This is a genomic window from Paenibacillus sp. P4_A9, assembly GCF_056402415.1.
Genome location: NZ_JBFUHL010000013.1, coordinates 30,359 through 48,671 on the forward strand (window position 1 = coordinate 30,359; position 18,313 = coordinate 48,671).

Here is an 18,313-nt window from a genome sequence, read left to right on the forward strand (position 1 = left end):
CCCTTCTCTCCATTTTTTCATAACTGGTTTATTGCAGAATTCGATTAGCTATCCACACAAGATCGGCAATATCAATTTTACCATCATTATTGACGTCCGCAGGCTTAGCGGAAAGCCATCCGGAGTCGACCTCAGTCATTCCATAACAGTGCCCCGCAAGTATCAAATCGCCAATATTGACTTGTCCGTTTCCATCAAGATCCCCTGGATCCACTGGTAAAGTGGTCAAGATTATCGATTGCGTAAAGCTTTGCAACGCAATGTTTAACGATATGGCAGCATGATCGAGCTGTTGTTGGGTAGAAGCGGCATCCAGGTTGACGATTGATGCGGCTTGGATCGCCGCCATTAAAGTATCTCTGGAGCCAATCGGATATTGACCTAGATCAGTTCCTTCCACTGCATGAGCATGTGCGGATTGTGCCAAGGCGATCATTGCTTGCAACATAGCCCGTTCAGATCCCTCCTCTGCAGCCAATACGTATAGCACGAAGGTTTTCGTAGCCGTCTCCGTTCCTTTCGTGATCGTTGCCGTCAGCGATACTATCGCATCTGTTGCGGACGTTAGCGGACGGATTACCGTTCCGCTAGCTGAGATAACGCCAATTGTGTCACTGCTCCATGTGATCGTCGAATCGTTCGCGCCAGTCGTATTCAGCGTAACATTCCGAGTCACGCCGTCTGCGCCATCCCCATTCGCGTAACCGATGCTCAGCGCCTCTTTATCCAAAGCGACGGAGGTTGTGTCGTTTTCCGAAATGGAAAGATCGTCATAGTACGTTACCGTGCTCGGCGCAGCTCCGCTGTTCCCCCATTGATCGCCGATGACGATACGGTTAAAAGATTTTCCGTTTCCGTTTGAATCCATCGATTCCGATATGATCAGAATATTGTCAACGTACATATCCACATGATCACCCGACGTATAGTCCCATTTGAATTCGTGCCAGCCAAGCGTTCGAGTCACATTCGATGCAAAATAACTGGAGCCTATGCGATATGCGTATTTGGTCGGCGAGGTCGGCGTGTTGACTCCGATTGCCCGCAATGCGAGACCGTCATCGACGAACACCTTATTTTGCTTAGTCGGGCTATTATTCAAAACAGCCGAATCATAAAACCAAATCTTAAAGACTTTATTGTATTGTTTGTCAAGATTTTGAATAATCGCATCTACATCTTCATTAAGGACGTAGCTGTAGGAGCCCGAATGCTTAATCTTGGTACTCAGCGTCGGCACGCCTTTCCCTGTCACCACCTTCCAGTTGCTAAGGCCGTTCTCAAACCCGTCCTTCTTATTAAACGACTGATTCACGCTGCTAGAAGTATGCTCTGTGGACAGTGCCACAATCTTGTCCGACGTCAGCGCTTCGCTGAATACGCGAACATCATCCAGTAGCCCGTTGAACGCTTCGCCTCCGGTTTCGTTAGCTCCGAGCATAAAACTGGTCGAAGTTGTGGAAAGCGCGCCTAAATTTGTCGTATTGGAGGCTCTTTGAACGCCGTCGATATAAACAAGCATGCCGCTTGCTTTATTATAGGTTACGGCGTAGTGATGCCATTCGTTGTCGCTCCAAGCAGTGTTGCTCCAGGTGAAGGTCACCGTCTTGGGCACTCCGTTAATCCAATATGTGATTCGGCCTTTTCCTGTACCGTCGAACTGCAGTGCGGTAAAATGGCCATCGTGGCGTATGATGGACTTTACGCCACCAACACTTGCAGACTGTGACGTTTTAAACCAAACCGATACCGTTATGGCATCCGTTAGATTCAAAGATGGCGTACTGCCAAACTCAACGCGAGAATTAGTTCCATTGAAAGACAGTGCTTTTCCTGTAATGCCGTCATTGCTCCAGGTTGGATTGTTCAGCATCGTTCCGTTATTGCTGTTGCCCGAAGTATCGTTAACGATAGTTTCGGAGCCTTCGTTCATACTCCATTGAGCGACAAGCGAGCTCGGCGCTCCAGTTACTGCAATCGCATTGCTAGCTGGAGTAAGATTACCATTCTGGTCGTACGCTTTTACCGTGTACAAATGATCACCTGGAAGTACAATGTTATCCAGATAACTGTTCAATTGGGCAGGAGAATCCGAAATCTGCGTACCGTCTCGGTAAACCTTGTAGCCTGCAACCAATACGTTATCCGTTGATTTCGTCCAATGAACGGTGATGCGATCAGCAAGCGCGTAATCCAAGTTTAATACTGGCGTAGAAGGGGCCTGCGTATCTGCAATCGTACCAGCCGCTGGTGTTGCCGCATCGGAAAAGCTTCCTTTTCCTCCTGCTCTTACCGCCCTTACTTTGTAGTAATAGGTATTCGTGAGACCGGTCATGACCTGAGTATCGTAATAATGATTACTGCTCGCGGAGGCAATGTAACTACCAGATCCCGGAGTAAAGTTGCTGTCTTTGCTTCTGAATATTTCATAATAAGCAAGTTTGGAATCTGTTGCTTCATTCCAGGTCAGCTGAGTTCCTTTGCTGTCCATTGTAGCCGCCACGCCTGATACTTTGACAGGAGCTGTGCCTTGAGTAACGCGAATCGTAAACCAGTCGTGCCCTTTGATCGTAAAAGTAACTTTGTTGTCGATAACTTGCAGCGGTGCCAAATCATTCTCGACGATATCCGTTTGCGTGGCCGAGCCCGCTTGCAGTTTACCCAAATCTACGGTCACCGTCGTATCCGCGCCTAATGTTTCATTAAAGCGAAGAATAACACCTTCACCATTGTTTTCGGCGATTTTTGCGGCTGTAAGCACAACATTATTCTGATCGATCCCGATCAATTGATCTACTTTTCCGTTATACGTTCCCGATTGTGCATTCTGAATTACCGTCGAAGTGAAGCCAGACGCTGCTTGCATGCCGAATTTGTCCGCCCGGCCCGTTTTCCAGTCCGCGCCGCCGTGAGACGCGATGGAATATTTAAATGAGACAAGTCCTCCCTGCGTTTTTTGGAAGTTCGTTTGCCACTTATTATTGAATACGTAGCTGTAAATCCAAGGTTTTTGCTGTCTGACATCATAATTCTTATCCCACTGGTAGGAGCGGCGAGCGCCGTATTCCACGAGCGGAGCATTAACCGGCGACAACATAATACCGTAATCGCTTTGGTTGGAAACATCAATCCAGCGATTCACCGTATAATTGTCCGTCATAGATCCATATAACTGCTCGGTGCTGGTATCTTTAGTATTAGAGCTAACACCCGGACGTACATCTCCAGTCGGCATTTCGTGACGAATGAGCGGAGTTGAAACATTCATCGGGAACGAGAAGTAAGCCTCCTCATCTTGGGCAGCCGTATTCATAGCGACATCCTTCATCACGTCATTGACAATATCGATTCTCGGAAGCGAATCGTACAAAATAACATTTCGCTTCAAGTTACTTACTCCTTGAGCGGGCTTACCGTCCGCCGTCATTACACCCATTACCCCACCGACTGCGCTCGTCAGTTGAGCCGAGATTACGCTGTTCGTAGTAAGCAAGGTGCTGGCGTTGGCATTCGTTGTATAGTAGATGAATTGATTCATCTTATTCGGAGCCGTACTATCGACCATCTCTTTATTCCCATTTGCTTTGTCGATAATACTGCTAATCGAACCTGTGGAGTCAAAGGTCACCTTAAAATAATTATTTTCCAACGTGTTGGCAGTCGCTACGAGGGAAGTCGTAAAGACAGGATCATCTGCACGTGTGTTTACTTGGAAAGTCTTATAACCATTGCCCGGAACATTACCCGCTACAAAGGCAACGTTGCCGTCGCTCAGTCTCTGATATGGGACCGGTAAACCCGTTTCTTTATCGATAAGATCGAAATGAACAGGCAAATCACTCGCTTTTACATTTACGATATCCGAGTTTATCCAGGAATTAGAGTTATAAACGACGATAGTTTTACCGTTTGTTGGTATAAGCGCATTGATCGCTCCCAGCGAGCTGTTGAGTGTCGAATCGGACAAAGTGTTGCCCGTTATCGCCATATCCCGCTTCCAATTCCATTGATCTTCCGGACGGTTGTTACTCGGTGCTTGAGGCCCCCATGCGTGATCGTCGAAAATTGTCATTTTCTTAAAGGCTTCGTTGATGTTTTCGAACGGGTATCGGGTTCCCGAGCCTGCCAAGGTTGCCCAAGTTGCGAATTTCTCGGCAGCCGGCAGTTTATCATGATTCTGTTTATTTACAGATGTTTCAAATGCAGCCGATGCTGCTCCGTAGTTCCAGGATCCTTCCAGGGTTCCCTTAAATGTCGGAATCTTGGATGTGTCGGCGTTCGCATCGATATATTGGAAAAAATCGCCAACATTCGAGCTGCGGTATTCCGGGAACACATATTTTCTACCCAAGCTGTCGGTTTTGGCATTCATCGTTTGGATGTTTCTGATTACGTCCGCAACGATGCCTCCATTATCTCCGCCATTTGTCATATCTTCGAATACCGCATCGTAAGGATAGCTGCTCGGACTCGTCGGATCTGTAACATTGTTTTGCAAATTCAATAAGCTTCCTGCTACAGCATTAAATGTTGCATTACCGCTTACATCCGTATTTCTGAAGCTGAAATCGTCCATCGAGTATTTCCCATGGTTATAGAATAGGATTTTATTCGTCGGGACCCTTCCTTGCATATAAAACAATCTAGGATATGCGGCAGCATAGTTATTATCGTTTGAGTCACTCCACGTACTGTTCGTCCAGTTGGCGCGAATAACACCGTATTTTACGCCTGCAGAGGCGTTCGCGTCGATATTCGCCCATGAAATGCTGGAATCGTCCGACTTTACTAATACTTTGCTCGAATCGGCTCCAAGCATATCTTTACTGATTCGCTCGGAATAGTAGTTTTCCCTGGCGAGCTGCTCTGTTCCTAGCCCTTCGTATACGGAATGCTGAAAATTGGACGGGTAAGAAATATTGCCGTTTCTCACGTTTTGTTTGTATGTTTCAAGCCAGTCCGCATTTCTTGCATTCGCAGCGGATTCAAGGAACATATAAGAGGCTTCGAGTGGATAACGGAACTGATTGTTCGCCGTTTGTCCTGCGGTTTGCGCAATCTTTGTGCTCGCGTCATCGAGAAACCCCGGAAATATCGATTTTCTTAGACTTTCTTGAGGATTGGTGTAGCCATAGTCCATATGCGTATCATGAGCAATGAAAAATTTCCAATGGCGGATTTTTTTCTGTGTCGATGTCTTCGTGGCTACTGGCACTCCCGTACCGTCGGCATTATCGAAAACTTCGAACGTAACATTATCTCCATCATTGTCTAATTCCAAAACATTGACGATAGTAGTGCTCGTACCAGCAACGAGATTCCCTATAGATTGCAGATACGGCGATTTGCCCGTAACGGAAATTTTGACCCATGCGCTTAACGCGACGCCTGGATTACTAATCGTAAGCTGCGTTTCGGATTTTAATTGACCTCCATCATCGATAATGAACGGACGTTGCGTAATTGTAGTAATCGAGACCGCGCCTGCCGCAAAAGCACCGCTTCCAAAGGCACTAAATGAACATATGAACATGATGATTGCCAACAATGCTGAAATCTTCTGTTTCACTTTATTACCTTCCTTTCAAAAAATATTAGTAAGTTCGGTATTTTCTAAATAAGGCTAGACTTCTGCAACAAACGTTGAATAATTGCTGCAACTTCAGCTCTTGTGATCGTAGCTTTTGGTGCAATTGCCATTTCGCCTCTGCCTGTAATAATGCCAGCCTGCAAACAGTCTGCAACATTACTTTGTGCCCAAGTGGACGTATCCGCTCCATCCGTATACAAGTTAAGTGTCGTATTCGCATCTTGCACAGACAGCTTGGCTTTCAAACCAGTAACTCCCATCGCTTTGGCAATAATCACCATCGCTTGCTCACGCGTAATTTTATCTGTTGGACGGAATGAACCGTCTTCAAAACCGCTAATCAGTTGATAAGAAACAGCTGTCTTGATTACGTCGTTGTACCAATCCGAATCTTTCACGTCTGTGAAGGATGTCGGACCTTTTTCCAGCTTAAGTCCCAGGCCGCGAACAACAATAGCTGCAAACTCAGCGCGTGTAATGTCTTTATCAGGATTGAACAAGCCATTTTCCATGCCATCGATCACCATACGCGAGCCCATTGCATTAACCGCTTGCTTTGACCAATGGTTCGCTACATCACTGAAATTAACTTCATGCCAAACGACTGAATAAGTACTGTTAGTCAAGCTGTTGATAACAGCGAAATATTTCCCGTCAATCTGTACGATCTTGGTCGGAACGTGGCGTACCTTACCATCTGGCTCAACGACAATACCTGTCGTAATTTTGTTCGGGTCTACTCCGTCCGGAATAGCAATGGTGCGTTCTACATACATGTTAAACTTCGAAACATCCACTGTTTGATTACCATAGGTTGCTTTAACTGTGAAATCAATCGTTGGCGCAACAATCGTAAAGTTCCCTTCATTCGCTGCATCCTTAACGATTTCAACCGTACTCGCTGTCGCTGCAGCAATTTCGACCTGAATCTTGATGTCTTGCAACGCTACCGACTTACCGATTTCCTCACTGATCGCGTCGATGTTCATTTGCTGGGCAGGAATTTTATAAGTTGCCTGGTTCGTTTTTATTTCCAGAACGGCATCCTTGTTCTCCATGCTTTTGACCATCATTCCGTTCAATTCGCCAACAACAACATCGGACTTGCTGTTTACTGGAATTGTAATAATGGCGTTTTGTCCTACTTCTGCTAATTTCGCTTCTAATTTCTTCTGATCGATCGAAATTGTGGTTACCTGCTGGTCGTCACGGTTAGATATCGTTGCTGTTCCAGCGTTCTCTACTATTCCGTTAACGATGATATCAAAATCGGTCTTCTGCACCGGAATTGGTCCTGGTCCCGGTCCTGGCTCTGTCTGCTTCGATATCGTAGCAGACACTTGTGCATCGGAAGTTTGTAACGTAGATTCTAACTTCGAATCTATCAGCTTCACACTTTTAAGGGATACTGCTGCAATACCGTCGCCTTTCGTTTTGAAGGATATCGTACCCAAGTCTAGATTCCCGTTATCTCCCACAATGTGTCCTGTTTTCGTGTGAGCAAAAACTAGTTGATTACCCGTAACGATCTGATCTACCTTAAAACCCGATTCCGGACCTGTCCAGCTGTCGTATGTCAAACGAGCGGAGTCAAACCCCAAAGTGACTTCATAGGCATATAAATCGGTTAATCCTTGTCCCGATACCGTAACCTGAATTGTATCCCCAGTTGTCAGATGATCGTTATTAAGCGTTAGTGTAAAACCAGAACTATTAGCAGCTGAAACACCTAGCGGCATTATCCAAACAAGGCATAATATTAGCATCAAATTCAGTATTTTGTACTTCATAATTATCATTCCTTTCAATAATAATTTGAGGAAGGTATTGCTCCTCCCTCAAATTCTCGTTTTACAAGATTACTGTCTAAGAATTGTTCTAGCCAAGGCTGCAAGGTCGATAATATCCAACTTGTTGTCGTGATTAAAGTCATACATTTGAATCGATGACCAATCGGAACGGTCGGAGGTTGCTCTATAATTTTTTGCAAACAGAACCAAATCGTCTACGCTTACGGTCGTATTCACCGCTCCTGCAAAGGTTGCCAATGCTGCGTCTAAGTTGATAACTGCCTGGTCTGCTTGAGGTTGAGTTGTGTTGACATTGTTGGTAATGGTACGTGCATTGCTAATTTCTACTTTTAATGCATCGACTGCACTCTGCGAATAATATCCCCAGCTTGTTGAGCTAATCAAAGCTGAATCGACTTTCGCTTGAGCTGCCGTGATCTTCGCGTTTAGCTCCGTTCTATCCACAACCGGAACGGTAAGCTGAACATTGAAGGCTGAATCGCTATTTATTGGTGATTCAACACCATATACATCAGCAACGACAACATTATTTAAGTGAATTGTGCTGTTTACCGTTTGACCAATCAGTTTGGTTTGGAAGTTCAGCTTCAGAACATCCATCGTTCCTGTAACCGGACTATTCGATCCTGTAGATGCTGCAAGAATTCTAATGGATCCAGCTGTATCGGTTTCTCCAATGGCTGAAACACCCTCAAAAAGTGACTCCACAGACACAAATTGCAGTTGTCCTGGATCGAAGCTGACAGTAAGATCTTGGGCATAAACGCTTGAGGTTACATTCGATAAGCTGTATGTCAAGCTTAGAGACTCCCCGATTACTACGGAAGCTGGACCTGTTAATTGAGCTCCTTGAATAATTCTCAGCCCAGAAATAGCAATCTGCAAATTATTTGTCGCCTCATCGACCTGCACCTGCGTCGCATTCACGTCACTATTTACTTGGATTGCAACCGTCAATGCACTTTGCAGCGAAGTCCATGTTGTAAGTGTGTAATTGTCGCTATTATATGCTTGGGCTGCTGTAATCACAGCACTAAGCGTCGATTTGTTTACAGTCGCATTCCTGAATGTAACATGAATTGTACGATTGCTAGTCACATTGGTAATCGTATACGTATTGCCCGTTATTGTTACACTTGCATCGTCTACCAGCAATGTGTCGATCAGATAACCGCTGTTTGGTGTGATCGTGTACGTTTGAGCTGCTCCATCATTCACAGTAACGATGCCGCTCGGGCTAATCGTACCATTGCATCCCGCTGTTGCCGTGATCGTATGAATCGTCGGCGGTACTTGCACGATAATCGGAATCATTAGAGAACTAGCTGGCGCAGGGGTCATCACTTGACCTGATGCGTTGGCAAGTGATGCTGCAGTCATACCCAGGTTGGCTGTCGCTGCCTGAGTAAGCGATTTTGCTTTCCAATTGATCTTGAAGAGGGATCCGTCGGAGTCCAAAGCGTCTGTCGCTACTTGGCTCGCAGCAATGATTCGAATTTGTCCCGGTATGTTGGCTTGGGATTGAATCACCTTAAATCCAGGCTTCATTTCCTCGATCGACACAAAATCGACGACATCGGCACTATAGCTTAACGTGAGATCCGCTCCAAAGATCGCGGTTGACACGTTATCGAGGCCAACTTCGGTGCTAAACGAGGTGTCTTTATAAACCGAAATCGGACCTGTCAGCAACACATTTGGAACGTCTATAGGCAGCACAGTTTGACCGTTAATGATTACATAACAGAACCCCTTAACACCGCCTGATGCTGTTGCAACTACTTTCACAATTCCGTTTTTCTTAGCGGTAAGCATCCCATTTACATCAATCGTTGCTTTATCCGTTATCGCGGTCCCAAAAGCTTCCTGCACGCTCCAGGTTACATTATTATTTGCGGTGGCCGGCAGCACGAATGACTGCATCTGCAAAGTGCCGCCAGCAGTTGTGATCCCGTTCTCGTTTCCAACCCTTGAAACAGTTATGGATTCGACCGCCTGAAATTGTCCAGTAATTTTAACCGTACCGATTCCTTTAATGTCGGTGCCGTCTTTCGCTGTAGCAACCACTTTCACGGTCCCGTTTTTAATAGCTTGAAGCACACCGTCGGCGTTAATCGTTGCTTTATCTGTTGGCGTGTTCCCATCGGATCCGTAAACGCTCCAGCTTACCGTCTTTTTTGCACCATTCGGCAAAACTTCAGCTAACATTTGCAGCGTACCGTCATCGGTAGTAATTGTCTTTAGACCTTCCACGCCATCTCCAGTAACCACGATCGATGTGGCTGGCGGGGATTGGTTACTTAAAGTGATCGAAGAGTTGCCTTTAACGCCGCTGCCGTCCACTGCAGACGCTACTACCGTTACTGTTCCGTCATCAAATGCGGAAAGCAGTCCATTGGCATTGATCGACGCTTTATCCGTTGGCGTGAATCCATCGGCTTCATAGACATTCCATTGTACAAAGTTATCCGCATTTTCAGGTAGAACAGTAGCCAACATTTGCAATTGGCCGTCTAATACAGTGATTTCGTTCGCGCCGCCCGTTCCGCTTACAGTGATTGAAGTAACCGGATTGCTTGGTGGCAGGATTACGGCATCCCTAGAGCTGATTTCGACGCCTTCTGAATTATCGCGTTTATCAACGGCCTCAACGATGAAATCGTAATTTTGGTTTTCATCAATGCCAGTAATCGTGTACTTGTAAGCGTCCTGACCTTGAACAGCAGGAATATAGGCGCTCCAATTCGTTCTGAGCTTTCCGTTTTTCTCGATGATGCGATAGCCTCTGACCATATCCGTCCCGCCGGAGTTGTCTGTCGGCTTTGTCCATGACAACACGATTCTTCCGCCGACTCGCTTTTCAGCAGCTAGCTGCTGAACCTCATTCGGCCTCGAATCCGTTCGTTTAATCGAATACGTATCGAACGGTGTGTTCTGCCCAGAAATGTAAGATTGGAGCTTTATTACTTCTTCGCTGATTTGAACCCCTGTGAATACCGACTCATTCGTTTGTTGGTAAAATTCAGCAAAGTCTTTATTAATGGCAGGATTTATTGGGTAGTATTTGTTTGCCGCCGAGTTATTGATGAGATACATTGTACCGTCCGGATTCAGAACATTTCCATCTACATCTTTAGTTGAGTTCGCAATCGGCTGATTGTTAAGCATTTGTTTGGACCGCACATACGTATGGTCATGGCCTTGCAAAACAAGATCGATGCCGAGCTCATCAATAAGTGGATATAATTTATTTCGGAGATCCGTAATATTCTGTTCGGTCGAGTGAGAGCCTACAGAATAAATCGCTTTGTGAAATCCAAGGATTTTCCATTTTTTATCTGTCGAGGCGACTTCTTTGCGCAGCCACTCAACTTGCTTGTCGAAAGATTCTTTTTGAAGCTGATTCCACTCTACATCGCCCGTATCCAAGATCATGAAATGCGCGGGGCCGTAGTCGTATGAATAAACGCCACCTGGAAAGACCGCTTCCGCTTTCGACAAGCTTTCGAGGTTGAAGTGAAAGGAGAAATTTCCGCTCGTACCGCTAAGTTCATGATTCCCAGCCACAGGCGCAATCGGTAAATTCATGAGATTGTTCTTGGCCTGAGTTAAATAATCATGCCATTCTTCTTCATAGCCTCCGATCTCGACAAGATCCCCCGTCATGAGAAGGAACTTGGCGTCAGGGAACTTTTGCACCCCATTGTTGAGCGTATTCCCCCATTTTGCGAAATCCGAAGTATTAATTCCTTGGGAGTCGGTCGCATATAGAAATGAGAACTGATTCTCGTTCTGGGCTTCCGTCGTCGTAGTCCCGATTTCGCTCCAGAAGCCACCACTTCCTACCCGATACTTGTAGGAGGTTCCAGGCTGTAAACCATCAACAAGCACTTTATGAATAGCAAAATCGCCGAAAACACCGGCTCTGATTGTAAGTGTCTTCACTTGCGCTTTGCTTTTAAACGATAGAATCTCGCCTGTCGCAAAGTCCTGTGAAGCAGCAACGACTTGTACTTCGCTATCTAGAACTTCTACAGGTGGTTGAACACCAGTTTGCAGCGCCGTATACCACGCGAAGCCTCTTTGCGTTTTTGGATCTCCGTTAATCGTCATCGAGACATCTCTAGGACTATAATCGAATTCTACTGTCGGATTAACCGATTGTGCCAGTACAACAGGCGTCAAAAACGCCGATGATAATAGCATTAGAATGCTGGCTAGACAAAGGAATATGCCGAAAAATTTTCTATTCAAAATCATAACCCTCCAATAAACTTGATAAATGCAATAAAATGTAAATGAACCTCGTTGGATACCCTTTAATGTGGCATTCCTCACCTCCTTGAGGCGAATTATGTCGAACATGACTTATTGTCCTATATTTAATAACTAATTTGATATAGATTAAATCTATACGCTTGTAGAATTTATGGGATGTTTCATTATCTTTTTGTTAAGATCTTTCATCCGCACTAAGCAAGCTGATAAAAACAAAAAAGCAAGCATTTGCCTGCTTTACCCCGGATTAAAACCAGTGCCAACACGAATATGATGCATCGCTTAGAGATTACGCTTCGGAAGTCCCGTCTCATCCAAGGCTCCGGCAAAGCCCCTGCCGTGAATCAGCCCGAATATCGCCGTCAATAACCATCTCCACTTCACCTTTTGAACAAATAGATTTTCCAAATCTACTTAGCAAATGATCTGCACAATGGACAATTCAACCCAAGTTGAATTGTCACTACTGGTGTCCGTCGCCACTAAAAACATGAAATATATATAGATGGACCTAAAAAATATAGAAGAATCTTTAACATAATGTTAATTTGTTTGTATTGTAAACGACGCCGAGTTTCAGAAATTACATATAAACAAACAACCCCTTTCCAGCTTGAACGGAAAAGGGGTGTAGTGCTTTAACTTGCTTTATAGAAGTTGCCCATTTTGTTGCTAGATTTAAGAACCGTTCTTGGAGCAAAGTATCGACTAACCGCAGCAAGCAAAGATAAGAAACTAATTTCAAAAGGAAAACCAACTTCATGACATTCAAAATGAACAAAAAAAGGGACCTAGCCAACGGGGCTGGGTCCAAAGTTTATATTAAAAAAGGGGGTCTTGTTTATTATAATACCCTTTCTATGTTAGAGAACTGTAACGGGAATGTTCCAATTGTGTTACAAATTTGAAGAAGTTGTAACATAACAGCTGCCTGTCACTTCAGCAGTTTACGAAGCCCGACCTGCGGCTCCTCCACCGGAAAATATTCAAGTCCCATATGCCCAGTAAATCCTGCCTCATCTATGGCTTGGAAAATCTGTTCATAGTTCAACTCACCATTATCGAGTTCGTGTCTGCCAGGATTGCCTGCCGCATGAAAATGGCCGATCCACGCTATATTTTCACGTATGTTGGCGATGACATTCCCTTCGGTGATTTGTTGATGGTAGATATCGAACAACACCTTTACATAAGGACTTCCTACTTGCTTTACGATATGGAAAGCTTCTTCTGATGAAGCCAAGAAATAACCTTGATGATTCACGCGCGTATTCAGCGGCTCAATTAGAAGCGTAACTCCCTCTTTTACCAAAAGAGGTAGACAAGCCCGCAGCCCCTCAATCAGCGATTGCGTCTGTGCCTCTCTAGACAGGCCTTCAAGTGCTTGTCCCACTTGGGAAATCAGTTTGGTGCAATTCAGGCGTTTTGCGACTGCGATGGATTCCGTAAGTCCTTCAATATAAGTACTACGCAGAGCTGGATCTACCAAGCTCACGAACTTCGTGCAAAATGTTGCAATCGAGACACCCGCTTCAGCCACAGCATCCGCAACGGCATCTACATCCTTTTGCCACCAAGACCAGAACTCAATTGTATCGTACCCGAGCTCCTTCAGCTCATTAACACTTTCCCTAAAATCACGCCCGTTATACACCGCATCCACACAAACGGAGAGCTTCATCCCAATCCCTCTTTCCATTCTGATCTTTCCCCATTGTATGGTAAAATGAAGCAAATGCCTATGAAAAAATGAAAAGCTAGGAGTCGCCCATGATACGAACGCTTGCCATCACTACCGATTTTGATGTAATCCACGATCTCCCGCTAGAAGAACTTTCAGCCCCAACGATTCGTTGGTACTGGGTTGATTTCAATAATCCGGATGAAAAAGAAGCTTCGACGTTGAAGGATCATTTCCACTTTCATCCCCTCGCCATCGAGGACTGCTTTCATTTCATGCAACGACCGAAGATCGATCATTATCAAAATGTTCATTTCTTTGTCATGCATGCCATTAATGCGAAGACACTGGATGCGGAAGAAGTCGATATGTTCCTCGGGAGCAACTATATCGTTACGTTTCATTTACGTGAATCCAGAGAAATAGAAGACGCCTGGACCCGGGTATCTGAGCAAGAAAATCTAAGAAATCAAGGGCAAATCTATGCCGCTTATTTAATTCTAGATAATCTCGTTGATCAATATTTCCCCAGTGTTTATCAAATTGAGGACGCACTTGATGATATCGAAAACAATATGAAGGCCGAGGCCATTGATGCATTGATGAACCAAGTTTTTGAAATCCGTTCCCAGCTATTGAAATTACGCCGGACAATCGTCCCTATGCGTGACCTTTTGTATCGGATTATCAGTACGGACCGGATCGAACAGGTGCGCGAGCATCTCGTCTTTTTCACGGATATTCATGATCATCTGCTAAAGCTTTCTGAAATGATTGACTCGAATCGCGAGATTACCGCGGATATTCGTGATAGTTATATCTCGCTCAACTCCAATCGGATGAATACAATTATGAAAACATTGACGGTGATTACAACGATTTTCATGCCATTAACATTTATCGCAGGGCTCTATGGGATGAATTTCACCTATATGCCTGAGCTTGACTGGCAATGGGGATACTTTGCCGTGCTTGTCATCATGATTGGCATTGGTTTAGGCATGTTTGCCTGGTTCATGAAGAAGGGTTGGTTTAAATAAGTTGGTGTCAAGGGATACCCGCCTCTGCAACAATCCCCAATGATGACGGCGAATTAGCTTCAGAGGAGGAAATCCTGCGTGCGAAACAAAGAATTGAAAATAAATGAGACGGCTGTCAGTTATGCCATCGACGATTACACGAATCATTTTCTAACGGAGTATCCCGTTCATTGTGAATATCGAACCATTCCCTTGGAGCAGCCTCTCCTCCATTCCCATAATGGTTACGAAATTTACCTCGTTGTAGAAGGGTCCGGCCATTATCTCGTTGGCGATCGTCTCTTTCCGCTCCATGCTGGCAGCTTAACGCTCATTCATCCGAATGTGCTGCATCGTCCGTTTCATGGGCAGAGTCCTGAATTCCATCGGTTTGTACTCTCATTAGACGAAGCCTATTTGACGCGTTTACATGAGATTTGCCATATTTCCGATCTTTCGATTTCACGCCTGTTGACGGAGAGCCATCCTGATGCAAGTCATTACTTCCTCACGCCGACGCAGCTGCATGGGATGCAGACGATTCTAGTCGAGCTGGAGCAAAATCTTGCGGTACGTGACCCGCTTTATGAGCTGGCGGTGCTGCGAGGGATCAGTGAATTTTTCTTGGAGCTTCTTCATTTGCAAAAGGATGCCGCCTCGCAAGCGATCAAGCGCGATGATCCGCAGCTGATCGGCGATGTGCTCGCCTATCTGATTGGCCACTATCAGGAGAATATCCTGATCGAGGATCTCGTGCTGCGCTTCCCTGTGTCTCGTTCGCAGTTGTTTACGTTATTCAAGGAAACGACTGGCACGACCATCGGCCAGTTTCTCACGGAATATCGCCTCAATGCGGCGAAAAGGCTGCTTATGGAAAGTGATCTGACGGTCACGGACATTGCCTCAGCCACGGGCTTTGGCGATATCTCGCATTTTTTCCATGTGTTTAAGAAAGAAACGGGGCTAACTCCGAAGCAGTATCGGGTTGAGGCTTATAAGCGAAGATTATCGTAGCAAAACATCCACCAACCCTGCCAGAGGCAGTTTTGGTGGATGTTTTAAGTATGCGCTATTGCTGAACGAGCTGCTTCTGTAAAGCCTTTGGCAGGCTGATTTGGTTGCCACGGTAGAAGTCGGCGGTCTTGCCTGGTGCTTGAGGCACTTTAATAGACATGGCGCCCTCTACCGAGTCGGCTGATGCCGTTACCCATTCTTCTTGATTCGCCAAGTGAACATTCGGTAATGAAGCATTGCTGCCTAGTGAAAAAGCGAAAATCCAAACTGCTTTCTGCAGCTTGTGAAAATCGAATGCTCGCTCTTCGTTGCCAGTCGAAATGATATAGTCCAAGTGAAGCTCATTCGCCATGCGATCGGCTGATAGCACCAAAGGACCGTAATCCGAGCTGTCGAGCACCACTTCCACTTGAAGCAGGGTATCCCCAAGCTGCGCTGAGATGCGCTTGCCTTCTTGCTTCGTAGGAAGCTCAAGACCTTCTAACTCACCGCCAAGAAGCAGTCGAATGCGCAGGTCCTTCGCTTGAAACCTGCCGTTGATGATGTCTAGGTCTTGATGCCATGCGCCATTATCGGTCGCCAAATTGAAGCTGAACAGCACTTGATTGCGTGATTGCACACCCGTAAAAATTGCAGAGCAGAAGTCCTTCCCATCCTTCAGAAATTGCAGCTGAATGGAAACCTTCTTTCCGCCAGCGTCCACGAAGCCCAGCAAATTACGGCGCTGATTCCACATACTACCGAGCGTGTAGCTGCCGAGGGTCAGCTTGTCATTTTGATATGTCGTCGCATAGTTCTGATATCCGGTCTCCGATGCCATCATCGTTGGCTCTGTGTAATAACGTTCATCCTTGGTACTAAAGTACGCATGAAACTGCTGAGGGCATTGGATGCCCCCTGAGTTCTTGTCTATTGCATTTCCCAGAAAATTCTTCTCACGATCTGTCAGCATTGTGTGATACGTTCGACTGTAAGGACCTCCCCATTCCCGCGTTGCAGGATGGTAATGCTTCGCGATCATGTGCCACGCAATGTCCAATAAATGTTCAGCATCGGCAACAGCTTCAGGTGTCGTCGACTCCTGATAAATGCTGTCCAGTTCTTCTATAGCAAGCGGTGAGTAACACGGACTGTTATACTCCGAGAATGTGCCAATGCCTGACGTATAGGCAAGGAACCGCTTCAACCGCTGCTCCCCATAGCTGCGGATTTCTTGGTCGTCGATTACTTCCCCGCCGACCAAGGTGACAAAGGCACCCATAATCGCAATGTTCGTATAATGCGGTCCCACATTGCGAATAATGATCGCTTGGCAGGCGTGATAGACAGCCTCACGAATTTGAGAGATGAGCGATTGCGGAAGTGCCGCCGCATACCGCTTCAATATCAGTACCAACTTCTTCCCATGGAAATCCGCCATGTTCCAGTCTGGACGATCCATCTCATCCAGCGATTCCTCGTAGAAGTAAGGCCAAATACCAAATGAAGCCCGCGATGGATCCTGATCTTGCTGCGCGATAACGACGCCTAGGATGTCGGCCGCTCTTTGCGCGTTGACTTCACCGCCATAGCGAAGTAAATCATAGGCGTAGCACATGGAAGGGTACAAGGCATATACGAAAGGATGCGTATCTGGTTTAAGTGCTGTGTGGTACGTTGCCTCTAGCCGCGTTCGGAGTAATTTGACCTCAGCATCGTACAATTGTTCATTGGCTTGAATTGCTTTTAATAGTTCATTATCGCGCATATTGGGTTTGCTCCTTCTGCAGGACTCTGGATAACAGCATCAGCACTAACCCTTGGCCATAGAGAGTGGGATACGTGGGAATATCGTCTTGATATGCCTGAATCGTAGGCATGACAGGTGTACCGCCAGATACTCCTTCCACAATACCTTCCTCCGTAATGTATGGCAAGATGGAAGTACTTACTTGCTCCGCTGCGGCTGCCGCCTCTTCTTCACGAGGAAGAAGACCTAGCTCCATCCCCTTCAACAGACCATAAGCAATTCCTGCACTTCCCGACACTTCTCTGTAAAAATGCGGTTGGTCCATGACTGTACTCCATAGACCGTCATCCTGTTGAAACGCAAGAAGTCCGTTCATTAAGCGACCATACCGTGCCTTCAGCTCGGCTGGAATTTCAATGAGCGTTTCAATTTCCTCGACGATCATCGGAATCCCCGCCGCGATCCAAGCGTTCGCACGGGTCCAGCGCGCGCCCGACATATGATCACCTGATGCGCAATTCCATCCGTGGAACAGTACATTCGTCTGTGGATCCTGCAGTAATCGCAGATGGATCAACACCTGCTTAAGCGCCTCCTCCGCAAACAATTGGCTGCCAGTTAATGAAGCTGTTCGCGCAAGGAACAGCACCGCCATGAAAATCGTATCCGCCCACACCTGCTCGGAGAATGCCACATTTTCGGTTACCGTGTGCTCGAAAGCATCTTCCCGCGTGCGCGGTGTATCATGGATTAACCATTCCGAGATACGCACCGCTTCCTCCTTATACCAAGCCTCCCCCGTGATCCGGTAGAGCGCTGGAAAAATCGCATAAGGAGCCATCGAATTGATGACTGATTTCTCTCGGGCTTTCTCTTCGTTGCATTTCACCCATTCCTGTAAATAGGCAAGCACTTCTGGTTGACGCGTTACCTCGTAGTATTCCAACATTGCGATGACACCAACGCCAGGAACCCAATCCCAATGATGGATGTCCATTCCCCATTCGCCAGTGTGATCTTTTATCATTTCTTGCCAGACTTTTTCCGCATAATTGATTCCCATTGCAATTCACTGCCCTTCGCGGTGTTTCCTTTAGATCAAAGGATTACCTTAACAGTAGCATCAATGCCCCGTCGGAGGCTTGGGGTTCTGTCTTGAAAACATGGGGAATCGTCCAGAATGTTACAACT

Annotated in this window: 9 protein-coding genes; 2 read left to right on the plus strand and 7 right to left on the minus strand. The window is 46.0% G+C overall.

Annotated elements, in window-relative coordinates:
* Positions 1-28 precede the first annotated feature (28 nt).
* From AC1DVJ_RS12095 to AC1DVJ_RS12115, 5 genes are all read right to left on the minus strand, one after another.
* Positions 29-5,569, minus strand: coding sequence for an immunoglobulin-like domain-containing protein (locus tag AC1DVJ_RS12095; RefSeq protein WP_477590987.1), 5,541 nt, complete (start codon positions 5,567-5,569; stop codon positions 29-31).
* A 44-nt stretch (positions 5,570-5,613) separates the two neighbouring features.
* The gene (locus AC1DVJ_RS12100; protein ID WP_477590989.1) at positions 5,614-7,380 is read right to left on the minus strand and encodes an S-layer homology domain-containing protein; all 1,767 of its coding nucleotides are present in this window, start codon (positions 7,378-7,380) and stop codon (positions 5,614-5,616) included.
* Between the two features lie 69 nt (positions 7,381-7,449).
* Positions 7,450-11,655: a metallophosphoesterase gene (locus AC1DVJ_RS12105; protein WP_477590990.1), complete on the minus strand. Its 4,206-nt coding sequence runs from the start codon at positions 11,653-11,655 to the stop codon at positions 7,450-7,452.
* 306 nt (positions 11,656-11,961) lie between these two features.
* On the minus strand, positions 11,962-12,063 hold the full coding sequence (locus AC1DVJ_RS12110; protein ID WP_477591097.1) for a HupE/UreJ family protein: 102 nt from the start codon (positions 12,061-12,063) through the stop codon (positions 11,962-11,964).
* A 550-nt stretch (positions 12,064-12,613) separates the two neighbouring features.
* Positions 12,614-13,378 (minus strand): hydroxypyruvate isomerase family protein, encoded by a 765-nt coding sequence (locus AC1DVJ_RS12115; RefSeq protein WP_477590992.1) that lies wholly within the window; start codon positions 13,376-13,378, stop codon positions 12,614-12,616.
* Positions 13,379-13,449: 71 nt separating this feature from the next.
* On the opposite strand from AC1DVJ_RS12115, the gene corA reads away from it, so the two are divergent.
* Together corA and AC1DVJ_RS12125 are read left to right on the plus strand one after the other, a co-directional pair.
* Positions 13,450-14,400: a magnesium/cobalt transporter CorA gene (gene corA, locus AC1DVJ_RS12120; RefSeq protein WP_477590994.1), complete on the plus strand. Its 951-nt coding sequence runs from the start codon at positions 13,450-13,452 to the stop codon at positions 14,398-14,400.
* 78 nt (positions 14,401-14,478) lie between these two features.
* Complete coding sequence (locus AC1DVJ_RS12125) at positions 14,479-15,393, plus strand: AraC family transcriptional regulator (RefSeq protein ID WP_477590996.1); 915 nt, start codon at positions 14,479-14,481, stop codon at positions 15,391-15,393.
* 55 nt (positions 15,394-15,448) lie between these two features.
* Here the strand turns inward: AC1DVJ_RS12125 and AC1DVJ_RS12130 are convergent, their stop codons facing one another.
* Both AC1DVJ_RS12130 and AC1DVJ_RS12135 read right to left on the minus strand, forming a co-directional pair.
* Entirely contained in the window at positions 15,449-17,140 is a 1,692-nt protein-coding gene (locus AC1DVJ_RS12130; protein ID WP_477590998.1) for a hypothetical protein, read from the minus strand.
* Positions 17,130-18,149 carry a glycoside hydrolase family 88/105 protein gene (locus AC1DVJ_RS12135; protein ID WP_477591000.1) on the minus strand — a complete coding sequence of 340 codons (1,020 nt, stop codon included), beginning with the start codon at positions 18,147-18,149 and terminating at the stop codon, positions 17,130-17,132. The genes AC1DVJ_RS12130 and AC1DVJ_RS12135 overlap by 11 nt, the downstream gene beginning before the upstream one ends.
* Positions 18,150-18,313: the final 164 nt, after the last annotated feature.

Excerpts from the sequence above, each read along its gene's own strand:
- AC1DVJ_RS12100 (WP_477590989.1), bottom strand. The coding sequence starts at position 7,380 with ATGAAGTACAAAATACTGAATTTGATGCTAATATTATGCCTTGTTTGG.
- AC1DVJ_RS12115 (WP_477590992.1), bottom strand. The coding sequence starts at position 13,378 with ATGGAAAGAGGGATTGGGATGAAGCTCTCCGTTTGTGTGGATGCGGTG.
- corA (WP_477590994.1), top strand. The coding sequence starts at position 13,450 with ATGATACGAACGCTTGCCATCACTACCGATTTTGATGTAATCCACGAT.
- AC1DVJ_RS12130 (WP_477590998.1), bottom strand. The coding sequence starts at position 17,140 with ATGCGCGATAATGAACTATTAAAAGCAATTCAAGCCAATGAACAATTG.
- AC1DVJ_RS12135 (WP_477591000.1), bottom strand. The coding sequence starts at position 18,149 with ATGATAAAAGATCACACTGGCGAATGGGGAATGGACATCCATCATTGG.